Source organism: Microbispora sp. H10949 (assembly GCF_014161435.1).
Taxonomy (GTDB): Bacteria; Actinomycetota; Actinomycetes; order Streptosporangiales; family Streptosporangiaceae; genus Microbispora; species Microbispora triticiradicis.
In genome coordinates, this window is the sequence record NZ_JABBWZ010000010.1 from 193,911 (window position 1) to 208,563 (window position 14,653).

The 14,653-nt window shown below is 72.7% G+C and carries 9 protein-coding genes; 5 read left to right on the forward strand and 4 right to left on the reverse strand.

Going from position 1 to position 14,653, the window contains the following annotated elements; all coding sequences use genetic code 11:
• The first annotated feature begins 22 nt into the window (after nt 1-22).
• Nucleotides 23-2,290, forward strand: coding sequence for an FtsX-like permease family protein (locus tag HHX40_RS25980; protein WP_310738280.1), 2,268 nt, complete (start codon nt 23-25; stop codon nt 2,288-2,290).
• 9 nt (nt 2,291-2,299) lie between these two features.
• Here the strand turns inward: HHX40_RS25980 and treS are convergent, their stop codons facing one another.
• The 3 genes from treS to HHX40_RS25995 form a co-directional block, all read right to left on the reverse strand.
• Entirely contained in the window at nt 2,300-4,042 is a 1,743-nt protein-coding gene (treS, locus tag HHX40_RS25985; protein ID WP_182882697.1) for a maltose alpha-D-glucosyltransferase, read from the reverse strand.
• A 234-nt stretch (nt 4,043-4,276) separates the two neighbouring features.
• Entirely contained in the window at nt 4,277-5,977 is a 1,701-nt protein-coding gene (locus tag HHX40_RS25990; RefSeq protein WP_182882698.1) for an asparagine synthetase B family protein, read from the reverse strand.
• A gap of 102 nt (nt 5,978-6,079) precedes the next feature.
• On the reverse strand, nt 6,080-7,270 hold the full coding sequence (locus HHX40_RS25995; protein WP_259403935.1) for an ATP-binding protein: 1,191 nt from the start codon (nt 7,268-7,270) through the stop codon (nt 6,080-6,082).
• Nucleotides 7,271-7,638: 368 nt separating this feature from the next.
• On the opposite strand from HHX40_RS25995, the gene HHX40_RS37890 reads away from it, so the two are divergent.
• The 4 genes from HHX40_RS37890 to HHX40_RS26015 all read left to right on the forward strand — a co-directional run bounded on the left by HHX40_RS37890 (nt 7,639) and on the right by HHX40_RS26015 (nt 13,360).
• Nucleotides 7,639-9,666 (forward strand): glycosyltransferase family A protein, encoded by a 2,028-nt coding sequence (locus HHX40_RS37890; RefSeq protein ID WP_182882700.1) that lies wholly within the window; start codon nt 7,639-7,641, stop codon nt 9,664-9,666.
• A gap of 97 nt (nt 9,667-9,763) precedes the next feature.
• Complete coding sequence (locus HHX40_RS26005) at nt 9,764-10,462, forward strand: DALR anticodon-binding domain-containing protein (RefSeq protein ID WP_182882701.1); 699 nt, start codon at nt 9,764-9,766, stop codon at nt 10,460-10,462.
• 141 nt (nt 10,463-10,603) lie between these two features.
• On the forward strand, nt 10,604-12,010 hold the full coding sequence (gene lysA / locus HHX40_RS26010; protein WP_182882702.1) for a diaminopimelate decarboxylase: 1,407 nt from the start codon (nt 10,604-10,606) through the stop codon (nt 12,008-12,010).
• A 42-nt stretch (nt 12,011-12,052) separates the two neighbouring features.
• Nucleotides 12,053-13,360, forward strand: coding sequence for a homoserine dehydrogenase (locus HHX40_RS26015; RefSeq protein ID WP_117408983.1), 1,308 nt, complete (start codon nt 12,053-12,055; stop codon nt 13,358-13,360).
• A 67-nt stretch (nt 13,361-13,427) separates the two neighbouring features.
• Here the strand turns inward: HHX40_RS26015 and HHX40_RS26020 are convergent, their stop codons facing one another.
• Nucleotides 13,428-14,516, reverse strand: coding sequence for a virginiamycin B lyase (locus HHX40_RS26020; protein ID WP_220499589.1), 1,089 nt, complete (start codon nt 14,514-14,516; stop codon nt 13,428-13,430).
• Nucleotides 14,517-14,653: the final 137 nt, after the last annotated feature.

Genomic DNA, 14,653 nt, shown 5'->3' on the forward strand with positions numbered 1-14,653 from the left:
ACCGCGAGGGGGTGACCTGACCGTGCCGAGGAGCGCGGAGCTGCGCTGGATCCGGGCGGACCTGCGGGCCCGCCGGGGCCAGGCGGCGCTCACGGTGCTCGCGGTCGCGGGCATCGTCACCGCCCTGATCGTCGCGGCCACGCTGCTGGAGGGCGGCACCAACCCCTGGCGGGGCCTGTTCGAGCGCGGCCACGGCGCGCACATCTGGATCCACAGCAAGGACGTCCCCGACGTGTCCGCCCTGCGCGAGCTGCCCGGCGTGACCGACGTGGCCGGGCCGTACCGCAGCGCGCCCGCCACGCTCGCCACCGGCGGGCGGCGGGTGCCGATCACCCTGCGGGAGACCCCGGCCGCCTTCACCTCCGTGGCGCGCCCGCTGCCGCGCGAGGGCCGCTGGCTCGACGCGCGCAGCCCGGACGGCGTGGTCGTCGAGCGGTCGTTCGCCCGCGCCCTCGGCCTGCGGCCCGGCAGCCCGTTCACCGTCACCGGCCTGAACGGCGCGACCCACCGGCTGACCGTCGCCGGGCTGGCCGAGAGCGGCGACCAGGGCTTCTACCCCGAGTGGACCCCCGGCCTGGCCTGGACGCTCGGCCAGACCCTCGACGTCGTGGAGCCCGCGCCCGGCCGTACGGAGGCCGTGACCGGGCTGCGGCTGGCCGATCCCGCCGACACCGACCTCGTCGTCCAGCGGGCGGTCTTCACACTGCGCAACCAGGTGCAGCGGGTGACGACCTGGCGCGAGGTGCGCGCCTCCATGGAGCTGGACGACCGGCTGCTCGGCCTGCTGCTCGCGCTGTTCGGCGCCGCCGGCCTCGTCGCCGCCGCGCTCGCGCTCGCCAACGCCGCCGGCGGCCGGGTGCTGACCCAGTTACGCGACATCGCCACGCTCAAGTCGCTCGGGTTCACCCGGGGCCAGGTCGTCCGGATGCTCCTCGCCGAGCACGGCACCCTGGGGCTGCTCGGCATCGCCCTCGGCGTGCTCGCCGCCCGGCTGGTCACGGCGTACGCGATGGGGGAGACGGTCGCGGTGCCGCTGTCGGCCGGGCCCCTCGCGGCGATCGTCGCGGGGACGGCGCTGGCGGTGCTGGTGGCGGTCCTGGTCCCGGCCTGGCGAGGCGGGCGTGTCCCGCCGCTCCCGGCCGCCCCCGCCGCGCCGCCGCGCGGGCGCCTGTCCCGGCTGGCCAGGGTCGCCCTGCTCGTACGGCTGCCGCCCGCGCTCGTCCTCGGCGCGAGGGACGCCTTCACCCGCAGGACGCCCGCCGCGCTCACAGCCTGCGGGGTGGCCCTGCCGATGATGCTGATCACCATCGGGCTCGGCTGCTGGGCGACGCTGGACGACTTCGGCCGCCACCCGGAGAGGGTGGGACAGGCCGCGGCGCTGAGCATCCGGCCGGGCGACATGACCGCGGAGGAGGCCCGGCAGCGGGTGATGGCCGACCCGGACGTGGTCGCGGCGTATCCGGGGGCCGAACTCGACGCGCTCGTGCCCTGGCAGACGAGGACCGTGCGGACCCGGGCCCTCGGCCTCTCCTCCGACCCGTACCCCTTCCCGGTCGTGGAGGGCCGCATGTTCGCCGACCGGGGCGAGGCGGTGGCCGGGCAGGGACTGCTCGACCTGCTCGGTGTGCGGGTCGGCGACCGGGTCCGGATGACGATCGGCGGCACGCCGCTGATCGTGCGGATCGTGGGCCGGGTGATCGAGCCCGAGCAGGACGGCGAGGTGCTGTCGTTCGGGCTGGACAGCCTGGCGGCGAAGGACGCGCTGCCGCCCGGGTTCTACGCCCTGGTGCTGCGGCCGGGCGCAGACGCGGAGCAGGTGCGCGCACGCCTGCAGGAGCAGGGGCTGGAGGTCTCCCGGGCGGTGAACCCGGCCGAGCGGCTGGCGGTCGTCCGGGTGATCATCGTCGCGCTGGTCGTCGTGCTGGCCCTGATCGGGCTGGCCAACCTGCTCACGGCCAGCGCCCTCGGCCTGCGCGACCACCTTCTCGACCTGGCGGTGCTCAAGGCCATGGGCCTCACCCCCCGCCAGGTCACGGCCACCCTGGTCACCGCCGCCGGTCTGCCGGCCGCGGTGGGGGTCGTGGCCGGGGCCGCGGCGGGGGCGTTCTGGTCGCGGGCGCTGATCGACCTGGAGGGCCGGGGCAGCGGCGTCGGGGCGGGCATCGGCCGCGCGCCGACGCCCGGGATGCTCGCCGCCGCCCTCCTGATCGCGATCGGCGCCGCGTCGCTGGTGGCCCTGATCCCCGCCCGCCGGGCGGCGCGGGCCCAGGTGCCCGTCACCGCCCGCTGAGCGTACGGCTCAGGCGTCCGGGGCGTGGTCGCCCGGGGCCCGGCGCAGCGACAGCCAGTAGAAGCCGTACCCCGGCAGCGTGAGCAGGTAGGGCAGGTCGCCGATCGTGGGGAAGGCGACCCCGCCGCGGCACTCCACCGGGGTGACCCCCGCGAAACGCCGCATGTCGAGCTCGACCGGCTGGGCGAAGCGCGACAGGTTGTTGACGCACAGGACCACGTCGTCGCCCTCCTCCCGCAGGAAGGCGAGCACGCTCGGGTTCGGCGACCACAGCTCGGTGTAGGCGCCGGTGCCGAAGATCGGGTGCTCGCGCCGGATCTGCAGCATCCGCCGGGTGAAGTGGAGGAGCGACGACTCGCTCTTGATCTGGGCCTCCACGTTGACCGCCTGGTAGCCGTACACCGGGTCCATGACCACGGGCAGGTACAGCCGTCCGGGGTCGGCCTCGGAGAACCCGGCGTTACGGTCGGGGGTCCACTGCATCGGCGTGCGGACCGCGTCGCGGTCCTCCAGCCAGATGTTGTCGCCCATGCCGATCTCGTCGCCGTAGTACATGACCGGCGAGCCCGGCATGCTGAGCAGCAACGCGGTGAACAGCTCGATCTGGTCCCTGTCGTTGTCCAGCAGGGGGGCCAGACGCCGCCGGATGCCCAGGTACGCGCGCATGCGCGGGTCCTTGGCGTACTCGGCGTGCATGTAGTCGCGCTCCTCCTCCGTCACGGTTTCGAGCGTCAGCTCGTCGTGGTTGCGGAGGAAGATGCCCCACTGGGCGCTCTCCGGCAGCTTGGGGGTCCGCGACATGATCTCGGAGATCGGCTCGCGGCTCTGCCGGCGCACGGCCATGAAGATCCGCGGCATCAGCGGGAAGTGGAAGGCCATGTGGCACTCGTCGCCGCCCCGGGTGGGGTCGCCGAAGTACTCGACCACGTCCTCCGGCCAGCCGTTGGCCTCGGCCAGCAGCACCCGGTCGGGGTAGATCCGGTCCACCTCGGCGCGGATGCTCCTGAGGTAGGCGTGCGTCTCGGGCAGCCCGGCGCAGGAGGTGCCCTCGCGCTCGAACAGGTACGGCACCGCGTCCAGCCGGAACCCGTCGACGCCGAGGTCGAGCCAGAAGCGGATGACCTCCATCATCGCCGCCTGGACGTCCGGGTTGTCGTAGTTCAGGTCAGGCTGGTGGTGGAAGAAACGATGCCAGTAGTACTGCTTGCGCACGGGGTCGTACGTCCAGTTCGACTCCTCGGTGCCCACGAAGACGATGGGGACGCCGGAGTACTTCGAGGGGTCGTCCGACCACACGTAGAAGTCGCCGTACGGGCCGTCGGGGTCGGTGCGGGACGCCTGGAACCACGGGTGCTGGTCGCTGGTGTGGTTCATGACGAGGTCGGTGATGACCCGCAGGCCCCGCTCGTGGGCCGCCTCGATCAGCTTCACGAAGTCGCCGAGGTCGCCGAACTCCGGAAGGATCTTGAGGTAGTCGGCGATGTCGTATCCGCCGTCCCTGAGCGGGGACTGGTAGAGCGGCAGCAGCCAGAGGCAGTCGACGCCCAGCCAGGAGAGGTAGTCGAGCTTCTCGGTCAGCCCGCGCAGGTCGCCGGTGCCGTCGCCGTTGGAGTCCTTGAAGCCGCGTACGAGCACCTCGTAGAAGACCGCGCGCTTGTACCAGCGGGGGTCCTGCGAGGCGAAGTCGGTGATCTCCGGGAGATCGCCGGACGACCCGGGAACCGGGTCAGGGCAGGGCGCAGCAGCGTTCATTCGGTTCTCGCTTGAGGAAAGAAGGGGCGCGTGGTCAGGTCACACCCGAGCTTTGAAGCTCACGCCGTGTTGTTTGGCTCTATTTGGCCAAAAGTACCATCGGTATAGGCCTGACTGGAAAGCCTGACACCCCCCTAACATGCGGTTTTTACCTGCTTACAGGTGATCACGTACGGCGATCACAACCCGCGTATCCGAACTGTGCGGGGCCGTAACCCCTATAGGGGTGAGCTTCTACGACGGGGTGGGTACGGCGGCCGCGGGGCGGAGGCTCCAGGGCGGGGTGAGGTCGCCGAGCAGGTCTTCGTAGTCGGTGAGCCACGCCCCGAACGCCACCAGCGCCCGCAGCCAGAACCGCGAGTTCCACGAGCCGAAGGCGGTCAGCGCGTCCGGTCCGGCGGCGACCGCCTCCAGCATCTGGGGCGACATCAGGCCCGGGATTTCCGTGGCTTTGACCAGCATTCTGTGGTTCCACTCGCGGGCGGCCGGGCCGTTCGAGCGCAGCGGCACCCGGCGGTTGGGCAGCAGCGGTGTGTTCGTGGACGGCAGCGCGGCCACCCGGGGGTTGGCGGCCCGCAGGACCTCCCGGTAGAACTTCCCGCCCTCCTTCGCCGCGACCGGCACCGACAGCGCCGCGTCGAAGAACTCCGGGTGCAGAAACGGGAAGACCGGGGTGGCCTCGGGGCCGACGAGGTTGACCGGGGAGCGGGCGATGCCCCGCACGGTCCGGGTGTGGAGCACGCTCAGCGGCAGCTCGGCCCGGTGGCCGTGCAGCATCGAGGTCGCCCGCGTGAAGGCCGCGCCCACCCGGTCGTCCATCCACGCGGCGGCCTGCTCGCCCAGCACGGGGATGTGGGCGTCGCCGGTCGCCAGCGCCTTCAGCAGCGCCGCGCGGCGGGACGCGCCCGTCCCCGCGCCGACGGCGTCCGCCGTGATCAGGAAGTTCTTCATCAGCGGGCCGCCCGCGAGGCCGTCCACCAGCGCCCGGCCCGCCGCGTGCACCTCCCTGGCGAAGGGGGAGTACCAGGCGTGGTGGCTGGTGAGGTACTCCAGGCGGCGGGCCGCCCACAGCGCCTCGTCGGGGTACCTCTCCGGGTGCTGCGGCACGATCCGGTGGGGGATGCCGAGCTCCCGCGTGATGTAGCGGGCGAAGTCGATGTCGTGGTCCAGGCCGTCGTCGGGGCTGGTGGTCCACGACTCGACGTCCATCTTCCGCGCCATCGCGACGCTGGCCAGCAGCCGCGAGTCGTACCCGCCGCTCACCGGCACCAGCACCCGCTCGTACGGCGCGAGCGCGTCGTGCAGCAACGTGACCAGGTCGCCGGCCGTCACGCCGCGGTCGACCGGCTCCTCCCGCACCCAGCGCGGCGTGCGCCGGTCGACGCGCAGCGTGCGCTCCCGCCGCGACCAGGTCAGCGCGGTCGCGCCCGGCAGGCGCCGGATCTGGCGGTACGGCGTGTCCTCCAGCAGCGGGTAGGTCAGCCGCAGGATCGCCGCCCACGCGTCCCAGTTCACCTCGTACGGCCGCCGGGCCAGCGCGAGGAGCGGCTCGATGAGCGAGGAGAAGTAGACCGCGTCCCCGTCGGAGAGGTAGTAGACGTCGATCAGGCCCAGCCCGCCGGTGTGCAGGACCACCGTCTCCGGGCCGTCCACCAGTCCAGGGGTCTCGTACGTCTCCGCGACCCGCAGCCACGCGTTCGCGCCCGGCGCGGCCTCCGGCCGCCGGCCCTCCCAGGCGTACGCCGTCGCCTCGGGACCCGACGCGTACGGCGCCAGGGGGGCGGAGGCGAGCAGCGCGGCCTCCGGTGCGGTGTGCGCGGCCTGGACGGCGGGCCCCGAGCGCGCCAGCAGGTCGAGCCTGGCCTGCTCGTAGGGGCCGACGGCCCCGCAGACGTACGGCCTGGCCTGGAATCGCGGCCACTCACCCTTGCGCACGGTTTGCCCTCCCTTGAACCGCAGCCGAGTCTACGGACCTCCCGGCCCCGGGGCACCGCCTTCGGTGGCGTGGGTCAGCCGGTCCTGGGCTCGGACCGGCCGTCAGACCTGCCAGAGGGCGCTGACCGGCACCGCGCGCATGCGCGGGCCGAAGGGGAGGGTCTGCGTGCCGGTGTAGAGGACGACGCCGGCCACGAAGTCGTCGCCCAGGCGGTCGGCGAGGTGGCGCAGGCCGCGGAAGTCGTCCGCGCGTACGGTCGAGGACGCCTTGACCTCGACGCCGACGACGCGGCCCTGCCGGTTCTCCAGCACCGCGTCGACCTCGACCTTGTCCTTGGTCCGGTAGTGGAAGAGCTCCACCCGCTCGTCCGACCAGGTGAGCTGGCGGGCGAGCTCCATCAGGACGAAGCCCTCCAGCAGCGGTCCGAACTGACCGTCGGGTCGCACCAGGCTCCTGGCGTCGGCGCCCAGCAGGTTCGCGGCCACGCCGGAGTCGACGAAGGCCACCTTGGGGGTGCCGACCGCCCGGCTGCTCAGATTGCGCGACCAGGCGGGGACTCGCTTGATCAGGAACACTTCCTCGAGCAGGCCGAGGTAGCGGTTCACGGTCACGTTGGACAGCCCCACGGCCGCACCGAGAGAGCTGCCGACGAGCAGCTGTCCCGATCGGGCGGCCACCGACCGCACCAGGGCGCGCATCTCGGCCGTCCGCTCGATCTCCGACAACTGACTGACGTCTCGGGAGATGAGGTCCGAGACGTACGAGTCGAAGAAGCGCTCGCGCCTGCGCGGATTCTCACGTGCCACCGCCTCGGGGAAGCCGCCGCGCACGACTCGTTCGGCATAGTCGGCGCGTGACAGCGTGGACGTGTGACGCAGGTTCTCGCCTTCGGCGAAGACAGCGTCGACGAACCCGTCCGGAGCGCCGTCGATCTCGCCTTGCGAGAACGGCCACAGCTCGATGGTCTCCATGCGCCCCGGCAACGTGTCGGGAAGGGCCCGCAACCCCAGCACGCGGGCGCTTCCGGTGAGCAGAAAGCGTCCCGGCCGGGGATCGCCGTCCACCTGCTCCTTGATGGCCAGCAACAGCTCGGGCACCCGCTGGATCTCGTCGATCACCATGAGGTCGGGAAACGCCACGAAGCCCGCCGGATCCTCCTGCGCCGCCTGTCGTGCGACGAGGGCGTCCAGGTTGCGCCATTCCGCGGTCCTCTCCTTCGCCAGGAGGCGTACGAGCGTGCTCTTGCCGCTCTGGCGGGCGCCGTTGACCAGCACGACACGCGTGTCGCTCAACGCGTCAGCGGCGGGCTTTTCCGCATGCCGGGGGACGACGCGGCCGAGAGGGGTTTGCGAGGTGCTTCTCACCAGCTCAGGATGGCATGTGAGGGTAGTCACGTGAAACGCTGGCCGCATGATCGCTGAAAGATCGGTCGCGGGTCTCGTGGTCGTCTGGTCGCTTGGTGTGTGGAACTTTGGGCGTAAGTCACGTGGACAGTCGGCCGCGTGATCGCTGATGACTTGGTCGCGGGGGATGTGGTCGTCCGGTCGCCGGTCACGATGATTCGCCGAGGGACGAGGCGTCGCCTCCGGCTGAGAATGATCAGGGGGTTCTGCGAATATTGTGACTTGCGTCCTGATGGCCTACCGCGGAGTCACCCCTTATGAGCGAGCTGAGCGAATCGGCAGCCGGACAGCCTGAGCGGAGCGACCCGGCGGCGCTGCGGCGGGCGCTGGCGGAGGCGGTGGAGCGGGCGGCCGGAGCGGCGGAGCTCACCCGGCTGATCGCCGACTACCAGCGGCGGCTGGAGGAGGTGGCGCGCGCGGAGGCCGAGGCCGTGACGAAGACGCGCGAGGCCGAGGCGCGGCTCAAGACGGCGGAGCGGCAGAACAGGCAGCTCGCCAAGCAACTCGCCGAGCAGCGCTACCAGACCGAGGTGGCCAACTGGAAGCTCGCCTCGCTCCAGGACAGCCGGTGGAGCAAGCTCGGCGACGCGATCCACAGCAAGAACCCCGGTTCGGTGGCCAAGACGCTGAAGGCGCCGACCAGGAAGCGCCCGGCGCCCAGGCGCTCGGACTTCAAGCCGGAGATCCCCGTCGTCGATGAGGCGAAGGCCATTCCGGCCGCGCCCCAGCCGAAGCCCCCGCAGGTCTCCGCGCCGCTCGCCGAACACTTCGTCGTGCCCAAGGGCCCGACGGCGCGGCCGTACATGACGGTCGCCGCGATCGTCGACCGGCAGACCGAGGCCCTGCTGCGGTACGAGTGGCGGCTGGTGACCAACTTCGGCCCGGACAACTGGGAGGCCATGCTCGACCAGCAGCGGCCGCACGTGCTGTTCGTCGAGTCCGTACGGCCCGGCCCGCGCCAGGGGAACGGCGGACGCTGGCTGGAGGCGCTGGCCGGGGAGACGCGGGCGCTGCGCGACCTGGTGGCGGCCTGCCGCAAGCGCGGGATCAAGACGGTCTTCTGGCACTCCGGAGGCGCGGTGTCGCGGGGGGTCCCGGCGGCCGAGCACTTCGAGTGGGTGCTGACCACCACCGAGGCCCGGGCCCGCGAGTGGCGCTCGGCGCTGCGGCACGACCGGATCGGCGTGCTCCCGCACGCGATCCAGCCCCGGGTGCACAACCCCATCCCGGCGGAGGGCGGCCGTACGGGGGAGATCGTCACCCTCGGCACCGTCACCCCTCCCGGCGACGGATCGGCCGCCTGGAGGCCGCTGGCCGGTCAGGGCGACGACGACACGCCGTACGACGACGTGCTGACGGCCTACCGGCAGCCGGCCCTGGTGATCGCGGGCGCCGACGCCGAGCCGAGGACGATAGGAGAGGTCACGGCCTGCGGCACCCCGGTGCTCCAGGTGCGGGCCGGGGCCAAGGGCGAGGAGATCGTCGCGGCGGCCGAGATGTTCATGGCGGACGCCGAACGGCTGGCCAGGGAGGCCCATCTGGCCTGGCGGGCCGGCGCCGGCGTGACGCCGCTGCTCGACCCGATCCTCGACACGCTGGGCGTGCCCAGCGTGCGGGGCAGCGGAGTGATCACGGCGATCGCCGCGGTCGCCGGTCAGGCCGAGCTGGACCACCTGCTCGCCCAGGTGGCCCGCCAGATCGACCGGCCCGGCCAGCTCGTGATCGTCGCGGAGGGCCTGGACGCCGGGCTGGTGGACAAGACCGTCCGCCAGGCGTGCCCCGGCCTCGACGTCGTGGTCCGCGTCACCGAGGAGCCGATCACCCGGGGCGCCGCCCTCGACCGCGCCGTCCGGCTGGCCGACGGCGACCACGTGGCGGTGCTCGACCCCAGGGACCTGTACGGCGAGCACTACCTGGCCGACCTCGTCCGGCACTTCGCCTCCACCGACGCCGAGGTGCTGGGAAAGGCGTCCTTCTACGCGCACCTGCCCGGAACCGGGGCCACGCTGCTCCGCCAGCCGGGGGCCGAGCACCGGTTCCTGCCGGAGGTCGCCGGGGGCACCGTCCTGGCCCGCCGCCAGACCCTCACCGACCTCGGTCTCGCCGACGTCTCGGAGGAGTGGGGCGAGGTCCTGATGCGGCAGTGCCGCACGGACGGGGTGCGGGTCTACTCGGCCGACCGCTACTCCTACGTCTGCGTCCGCGACTCGGCGGAGGGCGCGCTGCTCTCCTCGGCGCGCCTGGAGGGGTACGTCCCGGCCGAGCCCCTCGCCCTCCTGCTCTGACCGCCCCCGGCTCCGGCGTTAGGCTGGCCGCGATGACCACCGCCGGCCATGCCGAACGAGACCACGGGCGCCGGACGCCGCCCGTGGAGGCCGGCGAATGATCGTCGGGGCGCTGGCCGCCGTCCTCGGCTCGCCGCCCGTGCCCCAGGGGTCGTGGGAACGGGAGGCGACGTTCGCCTCGGCGGCGGCGCTGCGAGGGAGCGGCGCGCCCGCGAAGGAGACGGCGGAGCGGCTGGCCGGACGGCTCCGGGCCGTCCCGGGGGTCGGGCGGGTGGACGTCCGGCCGAACGGCTTCCTCGTCATCGCCGTCACCGGACCGGAAGACGTGCTCGACGACGTCCCGTCCGCCGAACCCGTGGAGACGGCCCCGTCCTGCCCGGCGGACGGCGCGGGGCCGTGGCCGGACTTCCCCCGCACGTGGGACAACCCCGGCTTCGCCGTCAGGTACGCGTACGCGCGGGCGGAGGCCGTACGGCGCTGGGCGCGCGATCTCGGCGTCGCGACCGGGGCCGGCGTGCGCCCCGGACGGCTGACCGGCCCGTACGACCGGGCGGTGCTGCGGGTCCTGGCGGAGCTGCCGAGCAGGCGGGAGAGCCGTGATCCGGGCTGGCCGGCGTATCTCGAACGGCTGGCCGCGGCCTACCACGACGCCTTCGAGCACGCCTCGCCGATCCCCCGGGGCGACGAGGAGCCGTCGGACGTCCACGCCGCGCGGGTGCGGATGGGGGACGCGGTGCGCGCGGTGCTCGCCACGGGCCTGCGGGAACTCGGCCTCACCCCGCCCCGCCAAATCTAGGGCTGCAAAATGTGAGCAAAACCAGAAGACAGCCGGAAACAGTACGCATGATGACCTGGGATCCAGAATATCTTCCACACGTTGTCTCGCAGGGTGAGCAGCGGGCGCGGGAGAATCGCCGGGTCGGCTAGCCTCGTGCGGGTGAGTCGATTCGCCCACCCAGCCGGCGACCTGCACGCCGCCTCCTCGATCGTCGCCGTGACCGCCGGACCGCCCGAGGAGCGTCCGCCGCACACGCCCGCCGACCTCAACGCGCTCGAACCGGCCATCTGGCCGCGAACGTCGGGCCGCACCGGCGGAGCCGTCACCATCGGCGGCATCGACGTACGCGACCTGGCGAAGGAGTTCGGCACACCGCTGTACGTCGTCGACGAGGAGGACTTCCGCTCCCGCTGCCGCGAGTACCGGTCGGCCTTCCACGACGGAGAGGTCCACTACGCGGCCAAGGCGTTCCTGTGCCGGGAGGTCGCCCGCTGGATCGACCAGGAGGGGCTCGGCCTCGACGTGTGCAGCGCGGGCGAGCTCGCCGTCGCGCTCAGCGTGGGCTTCCCGCCCGAGCGGATCACCCTGCACGGCAACAACAAGTCGCTCGCGGAGCTGGAGCGGGCCGTCCAGACCGGCGTCGGCCACATCGTGGTCGACTCGTACGAGGAGATCGCCCGTCTCGGCTTCCTCGCCGAGAAGCACGGCGTACGGCCCAAGGTCATGATCCGGGTGACCGTCGGGGTCGAGGCGCACACCCACGAGTTCATCGCGACCGCCCACGACGACCAGAAGTTCGGCCTGTCGCTGAGCGGCGGCGCCGCCGCGGAGGCGGTGCGCCGCATCCTCGCGCTCCCGCAGCTCGAACTGGTCGGCCTGCACTCGCACATCGGCTCGCAGATCACCGACGTCGGCGGCTTCGAGGTCGCCGCCCGCCGTCTCGCCACCCTGCTGGTCGACATCAAGGAGGAGCACGGCGTCGTGCTCCCCGAGCTGGACCTCGGCGGCGGATACGGCATCCCGTACGTCACGGGTGACGAGTCCCTGGACGTCAAGGTCATCGCGGACGGCCTGCGGGAGATCGTCACCAAGGTCTGCGAGGCGGCCGGGCTTCCGGTGCCGCGCCTCACGGTCGAGCCGGGCCGCTCGATCGCGGGCCTTTCCGGCGTGACCCTGTACGAGGCCGGTACCGTCAAGAACGTGGAGGGCCTGCGCACCTACGTGAGCGTCGACGGCGGCATGAGCGACAACGTCCGCACCGCGCTGTACGGCGCGGAGTACACGGCGGTGCTCGCCTCCCGCGAGAGCCAGGCGGCGCCGATGCTGTCGCGCCTGGTCGGCAAGCACTGCGAGAGCGGCGACATGGTCGTGCGCGACCTGCACCTGCCGGGCGACCTGGCCCCCGGCGACCTGATCGCCGTCGCCGGCACCGGCGCCTACTGCCGGTCCCTGGCCAGCAACTACAACTATCTGCCCAAGCCCGCCGTCGTCGCGGTGTCCAACGGCCAGGCGCGGGTGATCATCCGCCGGGAGACCGAGGACGACCTGCTCAGGGGGCAGCTGTGACCAGCCGCCGCCGGCGGTCCGGCGGCGGAGCGAGGAGGGGTCGTGAGTAACGCCAAACCGGCGCTCGGGGTCGCGCTGCTGGGCTGCGGCGTCGTCGGGTCGCAGGTCGTACGCCTGCTCGGCGAGCAGGCCGACGACCTCGCCGCCCGCGTCGGAGCGCCGCTGAGGCTGGCCGGCGTCGCCGTGCGCAGGCTGGGGCGCAAGCGGGACGCCGACGTCGACCCCGCGCTGCTCACGACCGACGCCGAGGCCCTCGTCACCCGTGACGACGTCGACATCGTGGTCGAGGTGATCGGCGGCATCGAGCCCGCCCGCTCGCTGATCCTCGCCGCCATGGCGCGGGGCAAGTCGGTGGTCAGCGCCAACAAGGCGCTGCTGGCCGAGGACGGCGCGACGATCCACCGGGCCGCCCGGGAGAACGGCGCCGACCTGTACTTCGAGGCGAGCGTGGCCGGGGCCATCCCGCTGCTGCGGCCGCTGCGCGAGTCGATGGCCGGTGACCGGGTGCGCCGGGTGCTGGGCATCGTCAACGGCACGACCAACTACATCCTCGACAAGATGGACTCCACCGGCGCCTCGTTCACCGACGCCCTGGAGGAGGCCCAGGCGCTGGGCTACGCCGAAGCGGACCCGACGGCGGACGTCGAGGGCTTCGACGCCGCGGCCAAGGCCGCGATCCTCGCCGGCATCGCCTTCCACAGCCGGGTGACGGCGGCCGACGTCTACCGTGAGGGCATCACGGACATCACCGCGGCCGACGTCGCCTCCGCCAAGGGCATGGGGTACGTCATCAAGCTGCTGGCCATCTGCGCCCGCTCCGACGACGGCCGGTCGGCCGGCGTCCGCGTGCACCCCGCCATGATCCCGAGGTCCCACCCCCTGGCCGGGGTCCGGGAGGCGTACAACGCCGTCTTCGTGGAGGCCGAGTCGGCCGGGCGGCTGATGTTCTACGGCGCGGGCGCGGGCGGCGCGCCGACCGCCAGCGCCGTGCTGGGCGACATCGTCGCGGTGGCCCGCAACCGCCTCGCCGGGACCCGCGGTCCCGAGGAGTCGACGTACGCCGACCTCAAGGTCCACCCGATGGGCGACAGCGTCACCCGCTACCACGTGTCGCTGGACGTGGCGGACAAGCCCGGCGTGCTCGCCCGGGTGGCCGACATCTTCGCCCGGCGCGACGTGTCGATCCAGACGGTGCGGCAGGAGGGGCGGGGCGACGACGCCAGGCTCGTGCTGGTCACCCACCGGGCCAGCGACGCGGCCCTGTCCGGCACGATCGAGGATCTGCGCGAACTGAACACCGTCCGGGCGGTCGCCAGCGTGATGCGCGTGGAGGGCGACGAGGCGCCCTGAGCGGTCGTGAGACCGCGGAGGCCGCCGCCGCTCCCGGCGGCGGCCCGTCGGGGACCGGGTCGGCCGGTCAGAGGGTCACCTTGGCGATCTGGTCGACGTAGTCCTCGGTGAGCCAGACGTTGCCGTCCGGTCCGCTCGTGATGTCGAACGGCCCGGCGAGGACGGTCGGCATGTTGTACTCGATGATGATCCCCGAGGTGGTGACGCTGGCGGCCGCGTTGCCGAGTTGTTCGGCCACCCACAGCCTGCCGTCGGATCCACTGGTGATGCCCCACGGGAAGGCGTTGGGGTCGTCCAGCGGGTACTCGGTGAAGTCGCCCCCGGTGGTGACGGTGCCGACCTTCCCGTTGGCGTCGGTGTACCACAGATTGTCGTCGGGCCCGGTGACGATCCCGATGGGCGTCGCCCCCGAGGAGGGGACGGTGTACTCGGTGATGGTCCCCGACGTGGTGATCTGACCGATCTTGCCGGTGAACGACTCGGTGAACCACAGGGCGCCGTCCGGCCCCGTCGTGATCCGCACCGGGAAGGCGCTACTCGTCGGCAGGGCGTACTCCGTGATGGTCCCCGACGTGGTGATCCGGCCGATCTTGTTGCCGGTCATCTCGACGAACCACAGTGCGCCGTCGGGGCCGGCGGTGATGCCCCAGGGGAAGGACCCCGTGTTGGGCAGCGCGTACTCCGTGACGACTCCGGAGGTGGTGATGCGGCCGATCTTGTCGGCGGCCGACTCGGTGAACCACAGGGCGTCGTCCGAGCCGGTGGCGATGTGGGCGGGCTCGGAGTCCTCGGTCGGCACGGCGTACTCGGTGAAGTCGCCGTCCGTGGTGACGCGGCCGATCTGGCCGGCGTAGTTCTCGGCGAACCACAGCGCGTCGTCCGGGCCCGAGGTGATGCCGACAGGGCCCGAGGTGCCGGTCGGGATGTTCAACTCGGTCACGGTCGGAACCCGCGTGACGTCACCGGACCGGAACGGCCGGACGGGCGGGCGCGGCCGCTGGACGGGACACCGCATATGCCGGTGCTCCGGCATCCGCTTCAGTTTCTTGCAGATCAGCACCCACGGGGGCAGCGGCTTGGGACGCGGGCCCGGGGCGGCGGCGGTGGCGGGCGGGCCGCTGAGCAACGGCGCGGCCGTCACCAGAGCCAGCGCCATCGCCGCGAGTGGACGGCGGAGGTGTCGTGAGAAGCGGGGCATGGCATCCCTTCGGCTGAGCGGAGACATGAGGGGCCGGGGGCGAGGCCTCACTATGTCCGAGCCGCCTCGCCGGAGGCCGCTCCGCCGCGTCCGTG